Genomic DNA, 20,734 nt, shown 5'->3' with positions numbered 1-20,734 from the left:
GCGTTGGAACTCATGAAGCCCTCAGGACGGAATGAGCCGGATGCACCCAGCGCTTCGTGTGAAGGGGCAGCGTGCTCATCGTGTGCTTATCGCGCGTTGATCGCGCATCTATCGAATATGAAGCCGCATCGGCGTCGAATCGATGCGGCTTCCGGTGCTGCGCCAACGGATCGTCAAGGCAAGGGCTCAGTGGCCGAGCGCCTGGTTCGCCTGATTCGCGGCCTGCTTCAGCGCGTCATCAGGCTTGGCCTTGCCGAGATACACGGCCTGCATGGCGTTCGTCACGGCCTTCGCGGTGTCTTCCCAGCCCGTCACCGTCGGCGCGAAACGCGCTTGCGGCAGCAGCGCAATGAACGCCTTCGTGTCCGCATCGTTGAATGCAGGGTCGGCTGCTTCCGCCTTCGTCGTCGGCAGAAAGCCTTCCGTGCTCGTGAACTCGACGCGCGGTTCCTTCGTGAACAGATAGTCGAGGAACTTCCACGCGTCCTTCTTCACCTTCGAGTTCTTGAACATCACGATCGAGTCGGTGACGGCGTACGTGGCGCCGTTCGTGCCGACGGGCAGCGGATCGATGCCGTATTTCAGGTTAGGCGCTTCCTTCTTGATCTGCTTTGCGAGGAACGGCGCGGAGATCATCATCGCGACGCGGCCTTGCTTGAAGAGGTTCTGCACGTCTTCGCGGCTGTAGCCCGTCACGCCTTGCTGTGTCAGACCCTGGTCGATCATCGACTTGTACAGCGTCGCCGCCTTGATGCCCGCTGGCGAATCGAAACCCGCCTTGCCTTCCTTGTTCAGCACGTCGCCGCCGTTGGTCCACAGCGCGTAGTAGTAGTACACGTCGGTTTCGATTTCCTTGCCTTGCAGGCCGAAACCGGCAACGCCCTTCGCCTTCAGTTTTTTCGACGCGTCGATCACGTCATTCCACGTCTTCGGGCCGTTCGGATAGCCGACGCTCGCGAGCAGATCCTTGTTGTAGTAGAGCGCGCGAGCCGAAGCGGCGATAGGCAGGCCGTACGTTTTGCCGTTGATCTGACCCGGCGCGAGGAATGGTCCGATGAAGCGGTTCTTGAAGTTCGCGTCCATGTAGCCGTCGAGCGGCTCGGCCACGTCGTCCTTCACGAAATCGAGCAGCCAGCGCGTGCCGACGATCGCGAGGTCGGCGTTGGCATTGCCCGAAATATCCGTTTGCAGCTTCTGTTGCAACGTGTCCCAGTTCACGTCTTCGATCTTGATCGTCGTGCCGGGATTGGCCTTCTCGAACTGGCGGGCCATTTTCTCGAAGTACGGTGCCGTCGCGTCGCTGTAGTGAGCGACCGTCACACGCACCGTGTCGGCGTGCGCCGAAAGGGCTAGACCTGCAAACGCGAGCGCTGCGGCGACTTTGCCGAGCGTAAGGGAAGCACGTGCATGCAACGACATTTCGTCTCTCCTGGGTGGTCCGCCGCCGTAGCCGGCCGCTTGGGTTGAATTGTTTGAAAAAATCCTACACACGAAAAAAAATGTTGTCACGTAGGGCCGACGATATTTTTTGTCCGCTGGTTTTTTGCATAAGATGCTGTAAATGATGGCCTTTTTTGTGCGGTGCGGGGTACGCGGTGTTTGTAACGCGTGCATGCTTTCCGGGCCTGAAAATGTTCAGTATGTAGGAAATTTTCACGCGCGGAGGTGGGCGGCATGTTTTGCGCGTCGGCTGCCGGGAAGCGCGGGAGGACAAAACATGAAGCGTGTCGTGCTGGTGACGGGAGCATGCGGCGGGATCGGCAGCGTGTTGTGCCGGCGTTTCGTCGAGGACGGTGCGACGGTGCTCGCGCTCGATGTCGATACGGCGGCGCTCGATCAGCTGGTTGCGGAACTGGGCGCTGCGAACGTGACGCCTGTCGCTGTCGATCTGGCCGACGCCGATAACGTGCGCGACCGCGTCGCGCAGGCGGTGGCTGCACGCGGCCCCGTGGACGTGCTGGTGGCGAACGCGGGTGCAGCTGAAGGCATGACACTCGCGAAGACGGACGCCGCGAGCTGGCAACGCGATGTGCACCTGAACCTGAACGGCGCATACCACACGGTGGAGGCGGTGCGTGCGTCGATGATCGCGCGCCAGACGGGATCGATTGTGCTGATCGGCTCGGTGAACGGCATGACGGCGCTCGGCCATCCCGCGTACAGCGCTGCCAAGGCGGGACTCATCAGCTATACGAAGTCGCTCGCGATCGAGCTTGGCCGCTATGGCATACGCGCGAACATCGTGTGTCCGGGGACGGTGAAGACGAAGGCGTGGCAGGCGCGCGTCGACAAGAACCCGCAAGTCTTCGAAGATCTCCGGAAGTGGTACCCGCTGCGCGACTTCGCGACCCCCGACGATATCGCCGACGCCGTGCTCTTTCTCGCATCGCCGATGGCGCGCGTGATCACGGGTGTCGTGCTGCCCGTCGATGGCGGCCTGATGGCAGGCAACCGGCTGATGGCGGAAGACCTGACGCTCGAATCGCTTTAGCGCCTGAGACAAGGCACGAAAGAGAACATGCAACGACGGTGAGGACAGCATGGCAGCAGTGGAACTGAGCGGAATCTACAAACGTTACGGCGACACGCAGGTCGTGCACGGCATCGACCTGCATATCGACGACGGCGAGTTCGTCGTGCTGGTCGGCCCGTCGGGTTGCGGCAAGAGCACGCTGATGCGGATGGTCGCGGGACTCGAGGAAATCAGCGGCGGCGAACTGACGATCGGCGGCACGCGCGCGAACGGCTTGGCGCCGCAGCAGCGCAATATTTCGATGGTGTTCCAGAGCTACGCGCTGTATCCGCATTTGTCCGTTTACGACAACATCGCGTTCGGCCCGCGCATCCGCAAGGAAGCGTCGACGAGTTTCAAGCCGCGCATCGAGGCTGCCGCGAAGATGCTGAACCTGAGCGGTTATCTGGACCGGTTGCCGCGCGCACTGTCGGGCGGTCAGCGCCAGCGCGTCGCGATGGGGCGCGCGGTGGTGCGCGAGCCGTCGCTGTTCCTGTTCGACGAACCGCTCTCGAATCTCGATGCAAAGCTCCGCGTGCAGATGCGCACGGAAATCAAGGCGCTGCATCAGCGGTTGAAGAACACGGTCATCTACGTCACGCACGATCAGATTGAAGCGATGACGATGGCCGATCGCATCGTCGTGATGAACGCGGGGCGCATCGAGCAGATCGGGCGTCCGCTGGAGCTTTACGACAGGCCGGCGAATCTTTTCGTCGCGAGCTTTCTCGGTTCGCCGTCGATGAATTTTTCCGCGGGCGAAGTGGTGAGCGCGGCGAACGGCGTTGCGTTGAAGCTCGGTGACGGCGAGCAGATACGGCTGCCCGGCGCACCCGTGACGCCCGGCGCGAAAGTAACGCTCGGTGTGCGGCCCGAGCACATCGAAACATCGACTGAAGGCATTCCGATGGATGTCGAGGTGATCGAGCCGACGGGCGCGGAAACGCATCTGTACGGCAAGATCGGCGGCGCGTCGTGGTGCGTGACGACGCGCGAGCGGGCGTCGATCGAGCCCGGTCAGCGCGTGACGGTGCGCTTTCCCGAGCAGCACATGCATCTGTTCGATACGGAGAGTGGACGCAGATTGGGCTGACGGCAAGCGACAGGATCGCACGACGCTGATTCACCTTCCATCGAAAGGAACGCACGGGTGTCCGCACCGAACCTGATTCCTCACATCCGCAGCGCGCTCGAATCGCTGCGGCCTGCCGAGCGCAAGGTCGCCGACATGGTGCTGTCCGATGTCGACTTCGCGATGCGCGCGAGCATCACCGAGCTGGCGCAGCGCGCGGATGTCTCGGAGCCGTCCGTGACGCGTTTTTGCCGTGCGGTGGGCGCGCATGGCTTGCGCGACTTCAAGATGCAGTTGGCGCAGAGCGTGGCGGGCGGGATGCCGTATGCGTCGACGGCGGTCGCACGCGACGACGATGCGCAGACGCTATTCGACAAGGTCGGCGAAGCGGCTGTGGAGGGTATCACCCAGGCGCGCGGCGCGATCGATCCTGTCGCCGTCAATGCTGCGCTGGTTGCTTTGACCGGCGCGCGGCGGGTGTATTTTTTTGGTGTTGGCTCGGGGTCCGGACTCGTTGCACAAGATGCGGCATTGCGGTTTTTGAGGCTCGATATCGCCGCGGCTGCTTTTACTGATGCGCATCTGCAGCGGCTTTATGCAGGCTTGCTGGAACCTGGCGATGTCGCGTTTGCTATTTCTCATTCGGGACGTAGTGTTGAGGTGAATGAGAGCATGCAAATTGCCAAGGAGCGCGGTGCAACGACTATTGCCTTGACCAATGTGGGTTCCCGGCTCGCCTGGCTTGTCGATATTCCTTTGCTTCTGCGCGTGCCGAGCCCCATCGATCCGAATACGCCAGGCGTGTCCCGGCTCGTGCATCTGTGTGTGATGGATGCGCTTGCCATCGGTGTCGCCCTTAGGCTCGAGCCTTCTACGCTCGAGAAGATGCGCAATGCCAAGGCACGATTGGGGGATGTGGCGGCTGAAGATGAGCCGCAGTGAGCCGGTTTTTTTCGTCTGCGAGGCGGTCGCTGTTTTTTTGCTGGCGTGCGCCTTTTTTCGCCGGCATCCGCGCTTTGCTTCTGGTTTGCTGGCGTTGCCCCTGTGCGGGGCGGCACCTACTTTTCTTTACCGCGGTCAAAGAAAAGTAGGCAAAAGAAAGCCGCTCACACCGCCAGCCCCTGTGTTTGCCCACGGGCCCTCAACGTCCCCGACCTCCACGCGGCAACGCGCTATTTCAAGTGCATTGCCAGCGTGCTAACTGACGCCTCACCCGCTTCACATTCCCGCGTCACGGACTGCGTTTTAAGAGAGATGCGCGCAGGGACACCAGAGCCGAAACCGCGGAAGCCAGCCAGAAACCGGAATGGCGACTGCGTCGCAGACATGAAACACCATCAAACCACAAACCCAAACCTCCGCGACAACCGCTGCGTCGCCGCAATCAGCGTCCGCGCTGCGCCGCCGTGCGTATCGCTATCGAAGCTCCCAGCCGTGCCCATTACGGCGATAACAACCACGATGCTACCCGTGTGATCGAACACAGGCGCCGCTAGCGTATTGATCCCAGGAATGGGCTTATTGAGCGCAGTATCGATGCCTTGCTCGCGAATCACGGCTAGCCGCTCGTCGTAAGCAGCATCAACAACATCGGCGCGCTCGACACCAGCAAGCCGCAACGAATCCTGCAAAAGCAGACCCTGCCTCACATCATCAGCGATAAAAGCGCCAAACACGCGCCCAATCGCGGTATTGACGAGAGACATCACCGTACCCACCCGCAAGCTCACATGCAACGGCCGAGCCGACTCTTCGAGCCGCACGACAGTCGGCCCAAGCGGACCCAATACCGCCATCGCGACGCTCATGCCCGTCGTCACCGCGAGGTCGACGATTTCCGGCTCGGCTTCGCGCGTCGGCGACAAGCGCTGCAATCCGATCAACCCGAGTTCGAAAGCAAGGGGCCCCGCTTCGAAGCAGCCGGACGCATCGCGGCTCAGCAAGCCGATCTTCTGCAAACTCACCAGATGAGGAAACGCCTTCGCGGGCGGCATGCCCGCCGCTGCCGCGAGATCGCGCAACAATAACGGTTTGCCCGCCGACACAAGGGCGCTCAGCAATTCGCCCGTGCTGTCCAGCGACTGGATGCCGCGCTGCTGCTTCGCGTCGCCGCCTGCCGACGATGAAGTATTCAATGCTTCCGTCATATTCGTTGCGATGCGATGTCCGCGCCGATGTCACGAGCCGTCTCGTGGAGCCCGCGCGCAATGGGACCGCTCCAATCCACGTCGATCGCGCCGCTCGGCCCGATGACCGTCAACGCGAGGCACAACTGCCCGTCGGCATCGAACACCGGTGCGGCAAGACTGCTGATGCCGGGACTCGGCGCATCGATGCCCCGTTCGATGCCGCGCTCGCGAATCGCAGCGAGCGTCGCATCGAATGACGAGCGATTCGCCGCCGCGACCATATCGTCCGTGCCGCCCGACTGGTTCGCCCACATCGTCTGCAATGCGTCGGCTGCGAGGAACGCACAGAACACCCGTCCCGTCGATGTGGCGGGCAGCGACATCACCGTGCCCACATGCAGGTTTACATGCAGCGGAAAGCCCGCGTGCTCATAGCGAACGATGGTCGGACCTTGCGGCCCCCTCGTGCAGATGGCGACGCTGAAGCCGATCGCCTCGGCAAGTGCCGCCACGCGCGGCACTGCCGCGCGAAACGCAGGCTGGTTCGCCAACTGCATCAGACCAAGCCGCAACGACAGCGGACCTGGCTCGTAGCGCCCCGTCAACTCATCGCGTTTGATCAGTCCGAGCCGCGTGAGGCTCACGAGGTACGCATGCGCCTGGCCCGGCGCGATGTCGGCGCCGGCGGCCAGATCGGATAGCGCGAGCGGCGCGCGGGCTTTCGCGAGCGCATGCAGCACCCGTCCGCCCACTTCGACGCTCTGAATACCGCGCTGCGGCTTGCCCGCGCCCGTTTCGCCGTCTTTTGCCGTCTTCGCCATGCCGCTCGCGCCATCCATCCGTGCCGAAAAAAGATCCATGTTAAACGAACGCCCGCCCGGAACCGCTATCCCGGCCCGGCTCACGATCCCGCCGCCAGGGTTAACTCTAAATTAGCGTATAGCGATACAGTTAGCCATTGACAAATAACAGACAGAGTCTAAGATGAAATTACGCCGGCACGACAGTCGCCGGACACGATTCCAATCAGACATGGCGAGACAACTCATCAGCGCCGCGTGCGCGCAGTCATCTCGCCGTGCGCCCCCTCAATTTGATGGAGACGAGCATGGCCAAGGCATTTGCATCGCAAGCCGACCTCGAAGAAAAGAAGATCACATGGACGCAACTGTCCGAGAACGCATACGCATACACGGCGGAAGGCGATCCGAACTCGGGCGTCATCATCGGCGATGACGGCGTGCTGATTGTCGACACCACCGCGACGCCCGCGATGGCGCAAGACCTGATCGCGAAGATCCGCAGCGTCACCGACAAGCCGATCAAATACGTCGTTCTGTCGCATTACCATGCGGTCCGCGTGCTGGGCGCGTCGGCGTATTTCAAGGAAGGCGCGCAGCAGATCATCGCGAGCCGCGGCACGTATGAAATGATCGTCGAGCGCGGCGAAGCCGATATGAAGTCGGAAATCGAGCGTTTTCCGCGCCTGTTCGCGGGTGCCGAAACGGTGCCGGGGCTCACGTGGCCGACGCTCGTGTTCGAGAAAGAAATCACGCTGTTCCTCGGCAAGCTCGAAGTGAAGATCGCGCATCTGGGCGCGGGTCATACGAAGGGCGACACCATCGTGTGGGTGCCGTCGCAGAAGGTGCTGTTTTCCGGCGACCTCGTCGAATACGAAGCCGCCTGCTATTGCGGCGACGCTCAACTCGAACAGTGGCCAGCGACGCTCGAGGCGCTGCGCGCGCTCAACGCCGAGAAGCTCGTGCCGGGCCGCGGCCCCGCGCTGACGACGCCCGAAGACGTGAACAAGGGTCTCGACTACACGAAGGACTTCGTTACGACCTTGCTTCAGGCCGGCCGCGAAGCTGTCGCCGACAAGCTCGATCTGAAGGCCGCGATGGCGCACACGCGCAAAGCGATGGACCCGAAGTTCGGCCATGTCTTCATCTACGAACATTGCCTGCCGTTCGACGTGTCGCGCGCATTCGATGAAGCGAGCGGCATCACGCATCCGCGCGTCTGGACCGCGCAGCGCGACAAAGACATGTGGGACGCGCTGCAGGCGTGATCAGGCGGCACACGACACAGCGCAGATGGATGGAGACAGCAGAATGAGCAGCATCAACTACCAGACCTTGTCGTTCGAATACAAACGCTGTGCCGAACAGGATGCAGCAGCGGACGCGGCCCCGCATTCCGTGATCGTGGTCGGCGCGGGGCCCGTCGGCCTCGCGACGGCAATCGATCTCGCACAGCATGGCGTGCAGGTCGTGCTCGTCGACGATGATTGTTCGCTGGCAACAGGTTCGCGTGCAATCTGTTTTTCGAAGCGTTCGCTCGATATCTTCGATCGCCTCGGTTGCGGCGACCGCATGGTCGACAAGGGCATCAGCTGGAACGTCGGCAAAGTGTTCCTGCAAAACGAGCTGGTGTACACGTTCGATCTGCTGCCCGAAGCGGGGCATCGCCGGCCCGCGTTCATCAATTTGCAGCAGTACTACGTCGAAGGCTTCCTGCTCGAACGCGCGCAGGCGCTGCCGAATATCGACATCCGCTGGAAGAGCAAGGTGGTCGGCTTGCAGCAGCACGGCGAACCCGGTTCGGCCGATGCGTTCGTGACGCTGACCATCGAAACACCCGACGGCGAGTATCCGTTGTGCGGCCGTTATGTGGTCGCCGCAGATGGGTCGCGCAGCCCCGTGCGCAACATGATGGGCCTCGACAGCAAGGGCCGCGTGTTCAAGGACCGCTTCCTGATCGCCGACGTGAAGATGGAAGCGGAGTTTCCGAGTGAGCGCTGGTTCTGGTTCGATCCGCCGTTCCATCCGAACCAGTCGGTGTTGCTCCATCGACAGCCGGACAATGTGTGGCGCATCGACTTCCAGCTTGGCTGGGACGCCGACCCTGCGCTGGAAAAGACGCCGGAGCGCGTGCTGCCACGCGTGCGCGCGCTGCTTGGGCCGGACGTCAAGTTCGAACTCGAATGGGTCAGTGTGTACACGTTCTCGTGCTTGCGTATGGATCGCTTCCGGCATGGCAACGTGCTGTTCGTCGGCGATGCGGCGCATCTGGTTTCGCCGTTCGGCGCCCGCGGTGCGAATAGCGGCTTCCAGGACGCCGAGAACATTGCATGGAAGCTTGCGATGGTGCTGGACGGCCGTGCGTCCGATGGATTGCTCGACACGTATGCGAGCGAGCGCGAGTATGCCGCCGACGAGAACATCCGCAACTCCACCCGCTCCACCGATTTCATCACGCCGAAATCGCCCGTCAGCCGTACATTCCGCGATGCGGTGCTAAAGCTCGCACGCAAGCATCCTTTTGCGCGTGGGCTTGCGAACAGCGGGCGGCTTTCGGTGCCTGCCGTGCTGTACGACTCGCCGCTCAACACCGCCGATCACGACAGCTTCGAAGGCAAGATGGTGCCCGGTGCTTCGTGCGTCGATGCACCCGTTGCGTTGCACGGCGAGCCCGCGTGGCTGCTTGCACAACTCGGCGACGCCTTCACGGGCGTTCTGTTCTGCAGTGAAAACGGTCTCGACGCAGCGACGCAACGCATGTTGAAGACGCTGCAGGCGGGCGCGATTCCGTTGAAGCTGATCGTCGTGACGCCACATGGCGTCCGCGACATCGCACACGAGCTGAGCGATACCCTCGTGCTCGAAGATGCAGAGGGCCTTGCGAGTTCGCGCTATGACGCGACACCTGGCACGTTTTATCTGATTCGCCCGGATCAGCATGTGTGCGCGCGCTGGCGCACGCCCGATACCGCGCGCATCGATGCCGCGTTGAAGCGGGCGCTCTGTGTCGAAGGCGTTGCCTGAAGACGACACGACACATACAGACAAGACACAGGAGACAGCCGTGGCACTCATCACCCAACTCAATCTGACACAGCCCGACGACTTCTACGAAGCGCTGATCGACATGCATCGCGACTTCGACGAGGCGCAAAGCCAGGCCGCGAATGCGCAGTTGATCCTGCTGCTCGCGAATCATATCGGCGATTACGCGACACTGATGGAAGCGATCCGCTTCGCACGCGAAGGTGTCGAGCAACCGGGCGCAACCGCGCCACGGCACACAGCCGACGCTTCGCGCGTCGCTGCCTGATCTTGCGACGCTCGCGCGGCAAGCGAAGCGCGAGCCCTCTTTTCTGACAACACGGCGCAACAGACGCCGGACCCAATGGGTCCGTTGGACCCGCATTGCCTGGAGATCTTTGATGAGTCAGTCAATCACGCATGCGTACGAGGCCGGCGAGTCCGCCGCCTCGCGCCCGGACGACACCGCGCTGTATCGCAAAGTCACGTTGCGTATCGTGCCGTTCCTGTTTCTCTGTTACGTCATTTCGTTTCTCGATCGCATCAACATCGGCTTCGCGCAGTTGCAGATGAAGCACGACCTCGGCTTCAGCGATGCGATGTACGGACTCGGCGCGGCCGTCTTCTATATCGGCTACGTGCTGTGCGAAGTGCCGAGCAACATGCTGCTCGCCCGCTTCGGCGCGCGCCGCACATTCACGCGGATCATGCTGCTGTGGGGCGCCGCGTCAGTGTGCATGATGTTCGTTTCGCAGCCTTCGCATTTCTATGTGCTGCGCTTCATGCTCGGCGTGTTCGAGGCGGGCTTCTTTCCCGGCATCGTGCTGTATCTGACGTACTGGTATCCGGCGCAGCGGCGCGCGGTGATTCTGTCGATCTTCTTCGCGGGCGTTGCGGTGGCGGGCGTGCTCGGCGGTCTGGTGTCCGGCTGGATCATGCGCGACATGGCCGGCGTGATGGGCCTGTACGGCTGGCAATGGATGTTCGCGATCGAAGGCGCGCCCGCGCTCGTGTGCGGGCTCCTGGCAGCATTCTGGCTTGTCGACGGACCCCAGGAAGCGCATTGGCTCACGCAGCAGGAAAAGGCGCATCTCGTCGCGCAGCGTGATGGGGAGCATCGTCCCGCGAATTCGCATTCGTCGCGCGCGTTCGTCGATGCATTGCGCAATCCGCGTGTCTATCTGTTCGCGTTCATTTACTTCTCGCTGACGTGCGCGTCGCTGACGCTCAACTTCTGGATGCCTCTGATGATCCGCGATTTCGGGGTGCGCGACGTGTTGTGGATCAGCCTGTACACGGTGATTCCGAATGCGATCGGCGCGGTCGGACTGATTCTGATCGCGCGCCACTCGGACCGTCATGGCGAACGGCGCAAGCATTTCGCGGCCTGCACGATCGGCGGCGGCGTGGCGCTATCTTTGCTGACGCTGCATCTGAGCAGCTTTGCCGCGATGCTCGGCATTCTGTCGATCGCGGCCGTGCTGATCTTCGCTGCGTTGCCGATTTTCTGGACGGTGCCGTCCGGCTATCTGTCCGGCAAAGCGGCTGCGGCGGGTATCGGGTTGATCAGCAGTATCGGCATTACGAGCGGCATCCTGAGCCCGTGGGTGATCGGACTCATCAAGACGCGCACGGGCAGCATGGACAATGCGCTGTATGTGTTGACGGGCTTGCTGTTCTTGAGCGGCATCGCACTGTTGCGCGGGGTGCCGAAGAGAGCGGCGGGGTAAACAAGCGCGCCCCTCGTTCGTCAATGCTCATGCAGCGTTGGGTCGCATGAGCGCTTTCATGCCATGCGGCCCGGCTTCACCGTCATCACGGCGCGATCCGCCACGCGAGCGTGCGCGCCCGTGTGCGCGGAGTCGTGCCGCACAATCAGCAGCCCCTGCTATCCAAGCCTTTCTGACAGCGTGGCTCAAGCCCGCAAGGCTATGCGGCCAGCACCGTCGTCGGAAGGCACCGCCGAAACCACTCACAACGCATAACAGTCACAAAAAAAACCGGAACACGCCGCGACAATATTGAGAATGATTCGCGTTTACGTTAGAGTCGCTTCCATCTGATCGACGGGTGGGATGGAGACAAGCGATGGCTGAATCAGTGGGGAGCTTTGCGGCGCGGGTCGAACGACATCCGGCGGCGTTCGCACCTGGCGCACCGGACGACATCGAATGCGAGCCGGCCCTATGCGCTGCGCGCATGTCAGTAGAGCCGCGCGCAGCGCGTTCCCGTAGCGAAGCCGGCTGCGAGGGATTGCTGCTCGATGTGCTGATCGAGAACCGGCGCGCGCTGATCCAGCTCGCGCGTTCGTTCATCGGATGTTCGAGCCGAGCCGAGGACGTCGTGCATGACGTTTTCATCAAACTCGCGGGCTTTCCGAACCAGGACGACGTGCGTCAACCGCTCGCGTACGTCGCGCGCATGGTGCGCAACGCATCGATCGACGCGTGCCGCCGCCAGTCCCTCGAAAACACGTGGCACACGTGCGAGGAAGACGGCCTCGACGTACCGTCGCCGGAACCCACGCCCGAGTCCGCGCTCGTGACGCGCGACACCTTGCGCCACGCATTCGATGCGCTCGCGCAATTGCCCGAGCGCACGCGGAGTGCATTCGAGCGCGTGCGTCTGCGCGAAGAAACCTTGCAGGAAACGGCGCGCGCATTGAATGTTTCGCAGACGCTCGTGCACTTCATGGTCCGCGACGCCGCGAAGCATTGTGCGGAGTGCATGCACGCAGGCGCGAAAAACGTCGCGTATGCGAAGACGGCGGGACGCGCTAAAAAAACCTGCGCGTCGAACGTCAAGCAGATGACGGCCTCGTAATCCGGCGAAGGCAAACGTTCAACAGCATCACATCCGACAAGCAGACACGATATGACCCAGAACACACATCAAGACGCACAGGACGACGTTCAATACACAGTCGTCGTCAACGACGAAGAACAATATTCGATCTGGCCGACGTTTCGCGACGTGCCTGCCGGCTGGCGCGAAGTCGGTGTGCGCGGGCCGAAGGCCGCCTGCCTCGAACATATCGAAGCCGTCTGGACGGATATGCGTCCCGCGAGCCTGCGCCGTCACATGGACGCCGCGCCGAACACGCGCTGAGGCGCGCCTGGCTGCGTGCATCGCCCACCGCGCCATCTACCTTCTCGCGCGTCACGAGAGCGCCGCGCGAGACCGTTCTTCGAGCCGCGTCCACGCATGCAGTGTGTGATCGACGCGGCCTGCAACTGAGGACACGTCATGACAGCGACGCTCCCGACACTCGACGATCTGCGCATCGAGCCGGGTCTGCCAACCATCGTTTCGCCGCGCGCAGGCCGCGCACTGACGCTCGGAGCCGCCGCGCCGCTGTTGCGCGACATCGCGGACAACTGCATCGAGCGCGCAGGCGGCGTGCTATTCACGGGCTTCGCTGTGCCGTCGATCGACGCGTTCCAGCAATTCGCCGCGTCGTTCGGCTCGCCGCTGATCGGCTATGAATTCGCGTCGACGCCGCGCAGCCAGGTTGAAGGCGCCGTGTACACGTCGACCGAGTATCCGCCGCATCGCTCGATTCCGCTGCATAACGAGCAGTCGTATACGCGTGAATGGCCGATGCGTATCTGGTTCCACTGCGCGCTCGCCGCGCGGACGGGCGGCGCGACGCCGATAGCCGACAGCCGTGTGATCTATCGCGTCCTCGATCCTGCATTGATCGAGCGCTTTGCGCGGCGCGAACTGCTGTACGTTCGCAACTTCGGGCAAGGACTCGATTTGCCGTGGCAACAGGCCTTCGGCACCGATCGGCCCCGTGCCGTCGATGCCATGTGCGCGGCACGCGGCATCGAATGCGAATGGCGCGAGGGCGACGACGGCGACATGCTGCTGCGCACGCGCGAACGTTGTCAGGCTGTCGCGATGCATCCGCGCACGGGTGAGCGCGTGTGGTTCAACCAGGCGCATCTATTCCATCTGTCTGCGCTCGATGAAGACATGCGCGATGCACTCGTCGAGGCGGTCGGAATCGAAAACGTGCCGCGCAACGTGTACTACGGCGACGGCACGCCGCTCGAAGCCGATGCCCTCGCGGAAATTCGCGGTGTGCTCGAACAGCAGCGCGTCGTGTTCCCGTGGGTGAGTGGCGACGTGCTGATGCTCGACAACATGCTGACCGCGCATGCTCGCGATCCGTTCGAAGGCCCGCGCAAGGTCGTCGTCGCGATGGCGGAGAGCTATCGCGGGTCGGCGGACGCGCAACGTTCGAAGACAATCGCTACCGCCGCCCGACGATGAAGAGCAGTTCGAACATGGCACTGTCGGCGCGTTCGCTGACAGTGGGGTATCGCGATCACATCGTGATCGATTCGCTCGACATCGACGTTCGCGCGAATCGCGTCACGGCGCTATGCGGACCGAACGGCTGCGGCAAGAGTACGTTGTTGCGCACGCTTGCTGGTTTGCAGCCGGCGCTTGCGGGGGATGTGACGGTGGCGGATAAGCCGCTCGCGTCGTATCGGCGGCGCGACCTTGCGCGCACGCTGACGATGCTCTCCCAGTTCAATCAGATTCCAGCCGGGCTCTGCGTACGCGAACTGGTCGCTTATGGACGCTACGCGCATGGCGGCTGGATGCGCGGTTTGTCGAAAGAGGATCACGCGGCCATCGACGACGCGCTCGCTGCAAGCGGCATCGCCGACGATGCCGCACGGGACGTCGCCGCGCTGTCCGGCGGCGAGCGTCAGCGCGCGTGGATCGCGATGGCGCTCGCACAGCGCGCATCCATCGTGCTGCTGGATGAGCCGACCACGTATCTCGACATTCATCATCAGCTCGACATTCTCGGCGAGTTGCGCCGGCTGAATCGCGAGCGGGGTTTGACGATCGTCTGGGTGCTGCACGATCTGAATCAGGCTGCCGCCTACAGTGATGAAATCGTGCTGATGCGCGACGGCCGCATCGTCGCGCAAGGCACGCCCGACGCAATCATCGACCCGCAACATCTCGAAGTGACCTTCGGTGTACCGATGCTGCGTATCGCGCATCCGCAAACGGGTGCACCGATGTGTGTGCCCGCGCACGCCGAAAGCCAGGAAGCGACGGCCGAGTCCGCCGACAACAAAGGTGTCGCCGCATGACCACGCTCGCCGCACGGAAGCGGATGCAGCGCGCGCAACCGCACGCGCCATACCCACGGCGCGAGACGCAGCGTAGCCGCGTCGGCCTGCTGGCGGTGTCGCTGACGGCGATGCTCGTCATCGTCGCGGCATTGCGCGTCGCGCCCGATCTTTCGATGCTGCTACAAGCCGCAACGTCGAATGCAACGCACGCCAGCGAAGACAGCGCACTCGCGCGTGTGCTGCTGTTCTATCTGCACGTGCCGCGCGTGCTGGCTGCGCTGGTCGCGGGTGCATGTCTCGGCGTGGCGGGGGCGCTGTTTCAGGCGTTGACGCGCAATCCGCTGGCGTCGCCGGACCTGCTCGGCATCACAGGCGGCGCACAACTCGGTCTGCTCGCCGCAATGCTGGTTCCCGCGTTGACAGGCGCGGCTTCGGTGCCGCTGCTGTTCGGTTGCGGCCTGCTTGCTGCGGCATGCGTTGCCGCAGCGGCGGGAGGCTGGCGCGCGACGCCGTTGCGCATGGTGCTTGCAGGCAGTGTCTGCATGCTGCTGTTCTCGGCGATCTCGACGCTCGCGCTCGCGTTCTTCGAGCAGAGTATTGCAGGCGCCGCGTTGTGGGCAAGCGGGAGCCTCTATCAACCCGGCGCTGACGGACTGCTGACAGCCGTTATCTGGCTGCTGTTGCCGCTCGGGGCGCTGCCCCTGGTCGTGCGTCCGCTCGATCCGATTTCGCTCGGCGACGACGCGGCGCTTGCTGTCGGTGTGCATGTCGACGCGGCGCGCTTCTATGCGCTGCTCGTGGCAGTCGGTTTCGCGAGCGTGGCGGTGAGCATCGCGGGGCCGATGTCTTATGTCGGGCTGATCGCGCCGAATCTGTTGCGGCACGTGCGCGGCTCGCGCTCGACACGTCTTGCCGCGCTCGCGCCGCTATCGGCACTGGTCGGCGCGTTGCTCGTGCTCTCGACCGACAGCATGGTGCTCGCGCTCGATCTCGACGGTACGCTGTCGACGGGCGTCGCGATTGCCGTGGTCGGCACGCCTTTGATGCTCGCGATGATCCGGCACGGCGGCACATTTACGTCGGCCTTTGCGCAGGCCGGCGAAGCGGCCACGCAATCGGCGCGCGGCCGCTTTGCCACATGGATTGCGGGGCTTTCTCCATTTGGCGTCACGTTGCTCGTTGCTGCTGTTGCGGCTGTTTCCGTCTATGCAGCAGGCACGCTCGGCCCGACTTCGCTCGATCCGTCGCGCTGGCTTGCTGCGATCAGCGGTCAGGATGCCGTCGCGCGCATGCTGCTCGATCTGCGCTTGCCGCGCGTCGTGTGCGCATTGTTCGCTGGTGCGCTGCTCGCAGCCAGCGGCGTGCTGATGCAAAGCGTCGTGCGCAATCCGCTCGCTGGGCCCGAAGTGCTGGGCGTCACGCAAGGCGCGTCGTTCGCGACGCTCGTCGCGCTGCTGCGGTGGCCGCTCGCCGCGCACGCGGCGATTGCCGTGTCGTCGTTGATCGGCGGCGGCGTCACGCTCGTCGCGATCCTCGCGTTGAACCGGCGCACGCGCTATGCGCCGCTTGCGGTAGCGTTGACGGGGCTGGTCGTCGGTACGCTGTGGACGACGCTCGCGCAGTGGGTGATCGTGCAGGAAAGCGTGCAGCCCGCACGCTTCGTCGTGTGGCTGGTGGGCGGGACATACGGGCGGAGCTGGAGCGACGTGCTGGCTCTGTTGCCGTGGTGTGCGTTGGCGTTGCCTGCGTTCGTTGTGCTCGCACGTCCGCTCGACCTGCTCGCGCTCGGCGACGATCAGGCGGCATCGCTCGGGTTGCCCGTCGCGCTGCTGCGACCGCTCGCGCTGACGGTCGCCACCATTGCGGCATGTGCGGCCGTTGCGGCTGTCGGACCGATCGGTTTCGTCGGCTTGATGGCGCCGCATCTTGCGGCCATGCTCGGTGCACGCGCGCATCGCGTGCGCTTGTGGCTCGCGGCGACTTGCGGTGCAGCGATTCTTGCCGCCGCCGATATCGGTGCGCGTACTCTGCTCGCGCCGCGCGAAATTCCCGCAGGCGTGCTCACGGCACTGATCGGTGCGCCGTATCTGCTCGCGTTGCTGATCGTGCAGGCAAGGCGCGAACGCAGGCGAGGCAGATGACGATGTCGTCCGATGCCAGGCCGTTCGCGGCGCTCGCCTCTGACTCGCCGCTCGCCGCTTATGTCGAACGCGTGTGGCTCGGCGTGCCTGCCGCACCGAACGTCGGCGACGGCATGCAGGTCCGCGTGCCGCTCACCGTACTCGCGACGCAGCGCGAAGCGATCCTGGACGCGATGACGCTGCGCTACGGTGGCGATGCCGAGCGCCATGCCCGCGCGCTGCTATCTCAGTGGAGCAAATACTATTTCGCGCTTGCGGTGCCGGCTGCGTTGGTGTCCGCGCTAGTCCTGCAGCGGCCCCTCGATATGGCGCCCGCGCGCTGCGTGTTGCTGCTGACCGACGGAATGCCCGAAGCATTGTATTTGCCGCATGACGCGCTCGGCGAGATGACGGATGACCCCGCGCGACGTTACGCATCTTTAATCGATGAACATTTGCACAGCTTGGTGGACCAGCTCGCGAGCATGACGAAGATCGCGCCGCGTGTGCTGTGGAGTAACGTCGGCAATCTGCTGGACTCGCTTTTCGAACAATGCGCAGCGATGCCGGGCGCGCAGCGTGACGCCGCGTGGATGTTCGAATCGCGCGCATTGTTCGGCGCAGACGAACCGAATCCGCTGCGCACGCCTGTGCGCCACGTCACGCCCGCTTCGAAGCGGTTGCCCGTACCATTTCGCGCACGCCGTGTTTGCTGCGTGCGCTATGAAATCCCCGGAGAAGATCAACTGTGTGCGAGCTGTCCGTTACTACTCACGATGAGCGACGAGAAGCTCGCGCTACAAGAATGCCTGCGATGAAGCGGGCGTTGTGCGCGACCGTTAGCGCTGCATGCGTCGCGTTTGCCTGTTCAGCAGCCGCAACGGGCGTGACAGGCGCGCCGGATCGCGCGGCCGCCTTCTGCACGCCGCTGTCGGCGAATCCCACCGTGACGCAGGCGAGCGACCCGCTGCCCGTGCATCCGAAGCGCATCGTCGTGCTCGAGTTCATGTTTGCCGAAGCGCTGCTTTCACTCGACATCACACCCGCCGGCATGGTCGACACGGCGTATTACCCATCGTGGATCGGTTATCGCGTCGAGCGCATGCAGTCGGTGCCGGATGTAGGCACGCGTCAGGAGCCGAGCCTCGAAGCGATTGCCGCGCTCAAGCCCGATCTCATCATTGGCGTAGGCTTCCGGCACGCACCTGTCTTCGAAGCGCTGGAATCGATCGCTCCCACCGTGCTATTCCAGTTCAGCCCGGACATGGAGCTCGACGGCGAAAGGGTGACGCAACTCGAATGGGCGCGCAGGATCTTCGATACGATCGGCTGCATGACGGGCCGCATGCTTCAGGCGCAGGCAGTCGAACGGCAACTCGATGACGGCCTCGCACGCGATGCAAAACGTCTCGCCGATGCGGAGCGCACACATGCCGATTTCGCGCTGCTGCAGGAACTCGGCCTTCCCGACCGATACTGGGCCTACACGGGAAACAGCATGGCGGGCGGCGTGGCGAAGCAGCTCGGCCTCACGCTGTGGCCCGCGCAACCGACGCGTGAAGGCACACGGTATGTAACGTCCGAAGACCTGTTGAAGCGCCCGAAAACAAGCATATTGCTGACTAGCGCCACGGGTCCGGAAGTGAAGCTCGACGCGAAGCTCGATTCGCCTGTGTGGCGCTTCGTGCCCGCGCGCCGCGACGCACGCGTGATGCTGGTGGAGCGTAACGTATGGGGCTTTGGCGGTCCGATGTCGGCGCTGAAGCTGTCGCATGCGTTGACGGACGCGTTGCTGTCGTTGCCTCCCGTTACGCCGTCGCGGGCTTGCGCGCCGCGCTGAGCCGCTCGCACACATCGGCTCGCTCGAATCAGAAGCGCCTCGTGAGGTGTCGTCCCGAGGTGCTTTCCATTCCATCGTATTCGCGGCAATAAAAGCTTCAGCTCGCGTCCCGCTTCGGCTGTTGCACGTCTGCATGCATCGTCGCGCGCGCTGCGCTGTGTCCCGCAACCGCATGCTGCACGCCGCGCGTTTCGTTGACGATCGCGCCATTGTCGAGCTTGAGCACGCGGTCCGCGACCGGGAAGTAGCGGTCGTCATGCGTAATCACGACGACTGTCTTGCCACGCGCGCGCAACTCCGGCAGCAATTGCTCGTAGAACACCGCCTTGAACGAAGGATCCTGATCCGCGGCCCATTCGTCGAACAGATAGAACGGACGATCTTCCAGATAAGCGACGACGAGGGCAAGACGCTTGCGCTGACCCGTCGACAATGCGCGCGTCGAGAACGTGCCGTTTTCCACGCGCACCTTGTGATCGAGCGCGAGCTTTGCGAGCAACGCATTGGCGCGCGCATCGGCGGCGGCGCGGGCAGCGGCGTTCGTGTCGTCGGGATCGACGATGCCCAGCAGCGTATCGAACAGATGGAAATCGTTGAACACCGTCGAGAAGCGCTCGCGATAGGCGGGCCGGGTGTCGCGCGTAACGGGCAAACCGTCCACTTCGATCACGCCGCCTTGCGGCTCGTAGAGACCCGTCAACACTTTCGCAAGGGTCGTCTTTCCGCTGCCGTTGCCGCCGACGATGAACACCAGCTCGCCTGGTCTGAAGCTCAGATCGATAGGCCCGATGCGGAACATGCGCTCGTCGCGTTCATGAAAATACGCATGCGTGATGCCGCGCAGCGTGAGCGCGCGGAAGGTTGCGCACGGAGCGCCCGAAGCCGTTGCGGGCACTGCTGCCCGATGCGGCTCTTCGAACTCGGCGAGAACCCGCTCGATGCGCTCCAGCGACACGCGCGCCGCATTGACAGTCGGCAGATTGTTCAGCAGGCCGTCGAGCGGCACCAGCATGAACAGGAACACAATCACATAGCCGGCTGCCGCATGCGCGTCGGCATGCACACCGATCGACGGCACAAAGGTCGCCGCGCCGAGAAAAACGTAGAACAGAAAGATGATCCAGCCGACGCCCGCCGCGTACGCAACGAACGCGCGGCGTCGATGGTCGCGCACTTCGGTGATCGCGGCGCCGAGCTGTCCGTCGACGAACTGGCGGGCGCGTTTCCGATGCAGCTTCAGTTCCTTCGCGCCCGCAAACAGCGCGCCCAGATAGTCGAACAGCCGGTCCTGCGCGCGGCCCGCTGCTTCGAGCGATGCAATCGCGCGAATGTCGCCGTAGCGGTAACCGAGCGACCCAATCAGGATCGCGGCGAGCGCCAGCACGCATATGGGCCAGGACAGGCGCGCGAGATAGGCGAGACAGCCCGCGACGATCGAGCCGTGCATCACGATGTTGGGCAACGCGAAAAAGAGCATTGACACGTTGGTCGCATCGTCGGTGAGGACCGATTGAACGGGTGCTGCGCCGACGCGTTCGACGTCGCGCAGTTCCGCTGCCGCGACGCGTGCGGCCGCATGCTCGCGCATGTGGCCCATCGTGTCCTGCGACAGCCCGGCGAACAGCACGCCTGACACAATGCGCGCGATCAATGCCACCAGTGCGCAAGCCCCGAACCGCAGCGCAAGCGGAAGATCCGCTGCGGCGGGCGCGCTCAACGCGCGATTGAGTGTCGCGACGAGCAGTACGCTCGACACGCCATTCGCAATGCATGCGATCAGCGCGAGCGCGAGCGCGCCGCGCGAGCGCCGCAATAGCGACAACAGCAAACGGGTGGCGGGTTTGTTCGGGCGATCCAAACCATTCGCGGGCGGTGCGTTGGAAACAGTCATCGAAAGCAGGCGTGAGAGTGAATGCGCAGAAAGCGCATGAAAAAGGTGTCAACGGAGTAGACGTTCGAGCGGCACAAAACTTTAGTCGATCACTGGCGTGCGCCAACCGGTAAGGCGTGCACAGAATTTATTCCGTCAAAAGGGGTAAATTTTTTTGCGCGCGATTCGTCACCTGTGTGAAGCCGCTGAAACGGGACCAGGACAAACCATGTCCCGATGCGGTGGCATAGCGGCCACGCCGAAG

The 20,734-nt window shown here is 63.4% G+C and carries 18 protein-coding genes; 14 read left to right on the top strand and 4 right to left on the bottom strand.

Annotated features, from left to right (window positions below; all coding sequences use genetic code 11):
* Window positions 1-186: 186 nt before the first annotated feature.
* Window positions 187-1,419: an ABC transporter substrate-binding protein gene (locus tag BPHY_RS20440; RefSeq protein ID WP_012403353.1), complete on the bottom strand. Its 1,233-nt coding sequence runs from the start codon at window positions 1,417-1,419 to the stop codon at window positions 187-189.
* Window positions 1,420-1,717: 298 nt separating this feature from the next.
* Here BPHY_RS20440 and BPHY_RS20435 point away from each other — a divergent pair, with 298 nt between their 5' ends.
* The 3 genes from BPHY_RS20435 to BPHY_RS20425 are packed head-to-tail and all read left to right on the top strand — an operon-like array spanning window position 1,718 to window position 4,526.
* A complete protein-coding gene (locus BPHY_RS20435; RefSeq protein WP_012403352.1) occupies window positions 1,718-2,491 on the top strand; it encodes an SDR family oxidoreductase in 774 nt (257 codons plus the stop codon).
* 49 nt (window positions 2,492-2,540) lie between these two features.
* Window positions 2,541-3,605: an ABC transporter ATP-binding protein gene (locus BPHY_RS20430; RefSeq protein ID WP_012403351.1), complete on the top strand. Its 1,065-nt coding sequence runs from the start codon at window positions 2,541-2,543 to the stop codon at window positions 3,603-3,605.
* Between the two features lie 57 nt (window positions 3,606-3,662).
* Window positions 3,663-4,526 carry a MurR/RpiR family transcriptional regulator gene (locus BPHY_RS20425; protein ID WP_012403350.1) on the top strand — a complete coding sequence of 288 codons (864 nt, stop codon included), beginning with the start codon at window positions 3,663-3,665 and terminating at the stop codon, window positions 4,524-4,526.
* A gap of 395 nt (window positions 4,527-4,921) precedes the next feature.
* Here BPHY_RS20425 and BPHY_RS20420 read toward each other — a convergent pair whose 3' ends face one another.
* Complete coding sequence (locus tag BPHY_RS20420) at window positions 4,922-5,731, bottom strand: IclR family transcriptional regulator (protein WP_012403349.1); 810 nt, start codon at window positions 5,729-5,731, stop codon at window positions 4,922-4,924.
* Window positions 5,728-6,573: an IclR family transcriptional regulator gene (locus BPHY_RS20415; RefSeq protein WP_012403348.1), complete on the bottom strand. Its 846-nt coding sequence runs from the start codon at window positions 6,571-6,573 to the stop codon at window positions 5,728-5,730. The genes BPHY_RS20420 and BPHY_RS20415 overlap by 4 nt, the downstream gene beginning before the upstream one ends.
* 248 nt (window positions 6,574-6,821) lie before the next feature.
* Between BPHY_RS20415 and BPHY_RS20410 the strand changes: the two genes are divergently transcribed.
* From BPHY_RS20410 to BPHY_RS20360, 11 genes are all read left to right on the top strand, one after another.
* Entirely contained in the window at window positions 6,822-7,781 is a 960-nt protein-coding gene (locus BPHY_RS20410; RefSeq protein ID WP_012403347.1) for an MBL fold metallo-hydrolase, read from the top strand.
* 43 nt (window positions 7,782-7,824) lie between these two features.
* Window positions 7,825-9,537, top strand: coding sequence for an FAD-dependent oxidoreductase (locus BPHY_RS20405; protein ID WP_012403346.1), 1,713 nt, complete (start codon window positions 7,825-7,827; stop codon window positions 9,535-9,537).
* 40 nt (window positions 9,538-9,577) lie between these two features.
* Window positions 9,578-9,826 (top strand): DUF2783 domain-containing protein, encoded by a 249-nt coding sequence (locus BPHY_RS20400; RefSeq protein WP_012403345.1) that lies wholly within the window; start codon window positions 9,578-9,580, stop codon window positions 9,824-9,826.
* A 112-nt stretch (window positions 9,827-9,938) separates the two neighbouring features.
* Entirely contained in the window at window positions 9,939-11,267 is a 1,329-nt protein-coding gene (locus BPHY_RS20395; protein WP_012403344.1) for an MFS transporter, read from the top strand.
* A 469-nt stretch (window positions 11,268-11,736) separates the two neighbouring features.
* Window positions 11,737-12,360 carry an RNA polymerase factor sigma-70 gene (locus BPHY_RS20390; RefSeq protein WP_052306171.1) on the top strand — a complete coding sequence of 208 codons (624 nt, stop codon included), beginning with the start codon at window positions 11,737-11,739 and terminating at the stop codon, window positions 12,358-12,360.
* Between the two features lie 51 nt (window positions 12,361-12,411).
* A complete protein-coding gene (locus tag BPHY_RS20385; RefSeq protein WP_012403342.1) occupies window positions 12,412-12,645 on the top strand; it encodes an MbtH family protein in 234 nt (77 codons plus the stop codon).
* Window positions 12,646-12,783: 138 nt separating this feature from the next.
* On the top strand, window positions 12,784-13,815 hold the full coding sequence (locus BPHY_RS20380; RefSeq protein WP_012403341.1) for a TauD/TfdA family dioxygenase: 1,032 nt from the start codon (window positions 12,784-12,786) through the stop codon (window positions 13,813-13,815).
* On the top strand, window positions 13,812-14,657 hold the full coding sequence (locus BPHY_RS20375) for an ABC transporter ATP-binding protein (RefSeq protein ID WP_012403340.1): 846 nt from the start codon (window positions 13,812-13,814) through the stop codon (window positions 14,655-14,657). The genes BPHY_RS20380 and BPHY_RS20375 overlap by 4 nt, the downstream gene beginning before the upstream one ends.
* On the top strand, window positions 14,654-16,780 hold the full coding sequence (fhuB, locus tag BPHY_RS20370) for a Fe(3+)-hydroxamate ABC transporter permease FhuB (RefSeq protein ID WP_012403339.1): 2,127 nt from the start codon (window positions 14,654-14,656) through the stop codon (window positions 16,778-16,780). Before BPHY_RS20375 ends, fhuB begins: the two co-directional genes overlap by 4 nt.
* 2 nt (window positions 16,781-16,782) lie before the next feature.
* The gene (fhuF, locus tag BPHY_RS20365; protein WP_012403338.1) at window positions 16,783-17,577 is read left to right on the top strand and encodes a siderophore-iron reductase FhuF; all 795 of its coding nucleotides are present in this window, start codon (window positions 16,783-16,785) and stop codon (window positions 17,575-17,577) included.
* Window positions 17,565-18,599, top strand: a complete 1,035-nt coding sequence (locus tag BPHY_RS20360) for an ABC transporter substrate-binding protein (RefSeq protein ID WP_407671261.1) — start codon at window positions 17,565-17,567, stop codon at window positions 18,597-18,599. The genes fhuF and BPHY_RS20360 overlap by 13 nt, the downstream gene beginning before the upstream one ends.
* 97 nt (window positions 18,600-18,696) lie before the next feature.
* On the opposite strand, the gene BPHY_RS20355 is transcribed toward BPHY_RS20360, so the two are convergent.
* Entirely contained in the window at window positions 18,697-20,490 is a 1,794-nt protein-coding gene (locus BPHY_RS20355) for a cyclic peptide export ABC transporter (RefSeq protein ID WP_012403336.1), read from the bottom strand.
* Window positions 20,491-20,734: the final 244 nt, after the last annotated feature.

It is taken from the genome of Paraburkholderia phymatum STM815, from assembly GCF_000020045.1.
GTDB lineage: Bacteria > Pseudomonadota > Gammaproteobacteria > Burkholderiales > Burkholderiaceae > Paraburkholderia > Paraburkholderia phymatum.
The sequence above is the reverse complement of the archived record's forward strand: the minus strand, read 5'-3'. Positions and strand labels throughout refer to the sequence as shown.